4 protein-coding genes, 2 tRNA genes and 1 pseudogene are annotated in these 5,003 nt (G+C 62.6%); all 7 read left to right on the top strand.

The window, feature by feature from the left end:
• Positions 1-115: pseudogene (locus tag EN879_RS40135) on the top strand (histidine phosphatase family protein); the annotation flags it as partial.
• A 227-nt stretch (positions 116-342) separates the two neighbouring features.
• Positions 343-416: transfer RNA gene (locus EN879_RS24070), tRNA-Tyr, on the top strand.
• A 2-nt stretch (positions 417-418) separates the two neighbouring features.
• A tRNA-Asn gene (locus EN879_RS24065) sits at positions 419-488 on the top strand.
• 352 nt (positions 489-840) lie between these two features.
• Positions 841-1,983, top strand: coding sequence for a slipin family protein (locus EN879_RS24060; RefSeq protein WP_063168177.1), 1,143 nt, complete (start codon positions 841-843; stop codon positions 1,981-1,983).
• Positions 1,984-2,213: 230 nt separating this feature from the next.
• Positions 2,214-2,495: an acyl carrier protein gene (locus EN879_RS24055; protein ID WP_010909964.1), complete on the top strand. Its 282-nt coding sequence runs from the start codon at positions 2,214-2,216 to the stop codon at positions 2,493-2,495.
• Between the two features lie 56 nt (positions 2,496-2,551).
• Positions 2,552-3,742, top strand: coding sequence for a beta-ketoacyl-ACP synthase (locus tag EN879_RS24050; protein ID WP_063168178.1), 1,191 nt, complete (start codon positions 2,552-2,554; stop codon positions 3,740-3,742).
• 43 nt (positions 3,743-3,785) lie between these two features.
• The coding region (locus tag EN879_RS24045) for a beta-ketoacyl-ACP synthase (RefSeq protein WP_127274288.1) at positions 3,786-5,003 on the top strand (1,218 nt) is incomplete at its 3' end.

Raw genomic sequence — 5,003 nt, 5'->3', positions numbered from 1 at the left:
CACCCATCTGGAAGACATCGTGGCACTGACCGGCATCTCACCGCGCGAAGGTGAGGCCGTCGTCGTCGAGCCGCAAGGCGATGGCCTGCGCGTGCTCGGCCGCGTCACCTTCTGAGCGTGCTGCGCGATCGCTGACGCCGAAAGCGGTGTTGCTGAAATGCCACCGTTGAAAGAAGCCGCAAATTCGCCGTGACAATGCCGCTTGCGACAACCCGTCGCAGGGGCTATAGGCGCGCTCCCGGTCACGAGAACCGAAGCGAGCACAACGGTTGGAGCTTTCGTCTCCGCCCGTGCAGGCGGCATTGCCGCCCTGTATACGGCGCCGCTTTGGGGATTGGGATCGCGGATGTAGCTCAACTGGGAGAGCGCCGGACATAATCCGGAGGTTGTGGGTTCGAGTCCCTTCATCTGCACCACGGATAGCTCAGTTTGGTTAGAGCATCAGATTGTTAATCTGACTGTCGAAGGTTCGATTCCTTCTCCATTGGCCTTGAAAAGCCATCCGAAAAACGGTCCGGGGACTGGAATGCGAAAGACTGGACGGGTGACCCAAGCCTTCGGGCGCGGATCATCTCAAGCGTCTTTCGCCATCGGCTCGCGGCCAGGCCCGCGGTGACGATCAAGGCGCGGTGTCGCCGGCAAGGGAGGCTAAGGCCTCCTGCGCCCGCTTCGCTGCCCCGCGATCCGCTCCCGAAGGCCCGCCACGGCTCGATGCCACCAGTCCCCGGATCATTCGTGCCCGGGCTACGACGCAAGAGACGACGTGAAACGAGAAACGAAGGGAAGATCGACGCATGACGTGACGCCTCGCATGGGGCCATGCCCGACAGGAGTAAGACAATGACCATTCTCGACAAGGTTCTTGGACGCGAGCGCGTCCTCGTAAAGGAAAACGAACGTGCCCTCGCCCTCCACAAGGGGGAGATCAAGGCTGTCCTGCTGCCGGGCGAGCACTGGCTCGCCAACCGGCGCGGCAGCCTCGAAGTGTCTCGGCACGATCTGAAGAACCCGGAATTCGTTTCGGCATACGAGAAGGCGTTGTTCGACAAGCTTCCGGATGTGGCCGCGCGTCATTTCACCGTCGTTCGCACCGGGCGCACGGATGTCGCCGTCATCGAGCGTGACGGCAATCTGCACGCCGTGCTGGCACCGGACCGCAAGCTCGTGCTGTGGACGGATGCCGGCCCGTGGAAGGTGACGCTGATCGACACGTCAGTCGATCTCGCCATCGATGCGGCGATCATGCGCCGGCTCGGCCAGGCCCGGAAGGCGGAATTGATGTCCGTCCATCCGGTCGTCGATGGTCAGGCCGGACTGCTGTTCATCGACGGTGTCCTGGTCAGGACGCTGACGGCGGGCGTGCATGGCTTCTGGAACGTCGGACGCATGGTGCAGATCAAGGTCGTCGACCTCAAGCGCCAGTCGCTCGACGTTGCCGGGCAGGAAGTGCTGACCAAGGATCGCGTGACGATCCGCGTCAACATCGCAGCCGAATACCGGGTCGTCGATCCGGTCAAGGCGGTCAGCATGGTGAAGGACTTCTCCGAAGCCCTCTACCGCGCCCTGCAATATGCCTTCCGCAAGACGCTTGGCGCGCTGACACTCGATCAGATCCTCGAAAAGAAGGTGACGATCGATGAGGAAGCGGCAGCCAAGGTCCGCGCCGACATGGCCGAGATCGGCGTGGAGGTCAGCGATATCGCGCTCAAGGATGTCATCCTGCCGGGCGAGATGCGCGAGATCCTCAACCAGGTGGTGTCGGCCGAAAAGCAGGCCGAGGCCAACATCATCCGTCGCCGCGAGGAGACGAACGCGACCCGTTCCCTCCTCAACACGGCCAGGGTGATGGCGGAAAACCCGGTGATGCTGCGGCTGAAGGAGCTCGAGGCGCTGGAAACCATCGCCGGCAAGGTCGAGCGGCTGACCGTCCACAACGGAACGGGCGGGCTGCTGAACGATCTGGTCAAGCTTCGCGACAGCTGATGCATGTCGCCAAAAGTGTTCCGCTTTTGGAAAAACGACACGCATCGAAATAAGGCTGACGTTGCGTCAACAGAAGGGCCGCCGGGTAAACCGGCGGCCCTTCTTGCGTTTCGAAGGAAACCTACCCATCTGCGCCCGGCGTATCAGGCCTTTTCCTGCCGGAAAAAACCGATTAGACAGCGCCCAAACAAGATGCGGACAGATTCCGCCCGCAACCGAAGGAAAAGCCCTTGTCCACCACGTTCGACAAAGTCGCCAAGATCATTGCCGACACCAGCGAGATCGATATCGACACCATCACGCCCGAGAGCCACACGATTGACGATCTCGGCATAGACAGCCTCGATTTTCTCGACATCGTCTTTGCCATCGACAAGGAATTCGGCATCAAGGTGCCGCTGGAAAAGTGGACCCAGGAGGTCAATGACGGCAAGGCTTCGACCGACGATTACTTCGTCATGAAGAACCTGTGCGCCAAGATCGACGCGCTGGTCGCCGCCAAGACCGCCTGACGTCAGTTGAGCGCACGATCTTGACGCGCTCTGCCGCCTGACCCACAAAGCCGCACATGAGCAGCCCCCGCGACGTCGTCATATCAGGTATCGGCCTTGTCTCCTCGCTGGGGGAAGGTCCTGACGCCCACTGGCAGAAGCTCGCGCAACCGGGCCCGCAGCCGGTGCTCGAAGCGACGCGCTTTGCACCCTATACTGTCCATCCGCTGCCTGAGATCGACTGGAACCTGCAGATCGCCAAGCGTGGCGATCAGCGCCAGATGGAAACCTGGCAGAGGCTCGGCACCTATGCTGCCGGCCTTGCACTGGACGACGCCGGCATCAAGGGCAATGACGAACTCTGCGCGACCATGGACATGGTTGTGGCGGCGGGCGGTGGCGAGCGCGACGAGGCGGTCGATGCCGCCATTCTCGCCGCTTCGGAAAGCCGCAATGACCGCGATGTACTGCTCAACGAGAAATTGACCACCGAATTGCGCCCGACACTGTTTCTGGCCCAATTGTCCAACCTGCTCGCCGGCAACATCTCCATCGTCCACAAGGTCACCGGTTCGTCCAGAACCTTCATGGGCGAGGAAGGTGCCGGTGTCGCCGCGGTTGAAACGGCCGCCGCACGCATCCGCTCGGGTCAGTCGACGCATATCCTGGTCGGCGGTGCCTTCCAGACCGAACATCCCGATATGCTGCTCGGCTATGAACTCGCCGGCTATCTGCATCGCGGCCCATGGAAGCCGGTTTGGCAAAGACAGGGCACTGAGGGCGGTGGCGTCGTGACCGGCTCCGGCGGCGCCTTCCTGGTGCTGGAGCAGCGCGAACACGCGATGAGCCGCGGCCGCAAGATCTATGCAGAACTTGGACCGGTCGTCTCCGGCCGCGCCCGGCGGCCACGGGGAGAACTCGACGCCGAGATCGCCGCACTGCTCAAGCAGGCTGCATTGCCGAACGGCAAATTGCTGACCCTGTCGGGCGCATCGGGGGCGCATGCGGCGACAACAGCCGAGAAGGCAGCGCTCGATGCCAATCCGGCGATCGCCGCGCGTGGCTTCTCGACGCTGACCGGGCACATGAAGGAAGCACAGTTTCCTTTCGCTGTGGCACTGGCGGCACTCGCTGTCGACCGCAAGGCCGCCTATCCTGTTTTTGATGCCGCAGCCGAGACGCCGTTCGAAGGCGTTCCCCAATCCGTCCTTGCAACGGCGATCGGCTATCACCAATTCGAGGGCATGGCGCTGGTCAATGCCGCGTAACGCGGCTCCACGACCCATGCTGCAACGATAAGAGGGCTCCCGGATGGCCAATCTCAGAGATCACATGGGCAGGCCGATCGTCGCCGTCACCGGCATCGGCGTGGTGACCTCGCTTGGCGTCGGCAAATCAGACAATTGGGCGGCACTGACCTCCGGCAAGTCGGGCATTCACCCGATCACCCGCTTTCCCATCGATCAATTGAACACCCGCATCTCCGGCATGGTCGATTTCCTGCCGTCGAGCTCGAAAGGCGCCAGCCCACTCACCTATGAGCTAGCCGAGCTTGCGGGCTTAGAAGCGGTGAGCGAAGCCGGTCTTGATTCCAGCGATTTCGGCGGACCGCTCTTCCTCGCATCGCCGCCAGTCGAACTCGACTGGGCCGAGCGCTTCTCGCTCTACAATTCTGACAAGGACAAGGATGACACCGCCGCCGAAAGACTGCTTCGGGTCGCGCGTAGCTTGAAAGAGCTGGATATTTTCGAGACCACCCAGTTCGGTTCGATCGCCGGCCGCCTTGCCGATCGCCTTGGCACGCGTGGTCTGCCGATCACGCTGTCGACGGCTTGCGCTTCAGGCGCCACCGCGATTCAGCTCGGTGTCGAGGCGATCCGACGCGGCGAATGCGACCGTGCGCTGTCGATCGGCGCGGACGGTTCCGCGACCGCCGAGGCATTGATCCGTTTCTCATTGCTTTCGGCGCTCTCCACGCACAACGACATCCCCGAAAAGGCGTCGAAACCCTTCTCCAGGGATCGCGACGGCTTCGTGTTGGCCGAGGGATCCGGGGCGCTGGTGTTGGAATCGCTTGAGACGGCATTGGCTCGCGGCGCGACTATTCTCGGCGTCCTGGGCGGTTGCGGCGAGAAGGCCGACGACTTCCACCGCACCCGCTCCAAACCGGACGCTTCACCGGCCATCGCCGCGGTCCGCGCCGCCCTCGTCGATGCCGGACTGGGTGAAGACGAGATCGACTACGTCAATGCCCACGGCACCTCGACGCCCGAAAACGACAAGATGGAGCATCTGGCGCTGTCGACGGTGTTCGGCGAGCGGATCGGCTCTATGCCGGTCTCGTCGAACAAATCGATGATCGGTCACACGCTGTCGGCGGCGGGCGCTGTCGAGGCGGCTTTCTCGCTGATGACGATGCGCGAAAGCGTCATTCCGCCGACCATCAACTATGACAATCCCGACCCCGCGATCGTGCTCGACGTGGTGCCGAACAAGAAGCGCAACGCCGAGGTCCGCACCGTTCTGTCG

This window comes from Mesorhizobium sp. M7A.F.Ca.AU.002.02.1.1, from assembly GCF_003998535.1.
GTDB classification, from domain to species: domain Bacteria; phylum Pseudomonadota; class Alphaproteobacteria; order Rhizobiales; family Rhizobiaceae; genus Mesorhizobium; species Mesorhizobium ciceri.
This window is presented reverse-complemented; position numbering and strand designations above follow the sequence as displayed.

Coding starts and splice junctions, on each gene's coding strand:
- EN879_RS24060 (WP_063168177.1), top strand. CDS start 841: ATGACCATTCTCGACAAGGTTCTTGGACGCGAGCGCGTCCTCGTAAAG.
- EN879_RS24050 (WP_063168178.1), top strand. CDS start 2,552: ATGAGCAGCCCCCGCGACGTCGTCATATCAGGTATCGGCCTTGTCTCC.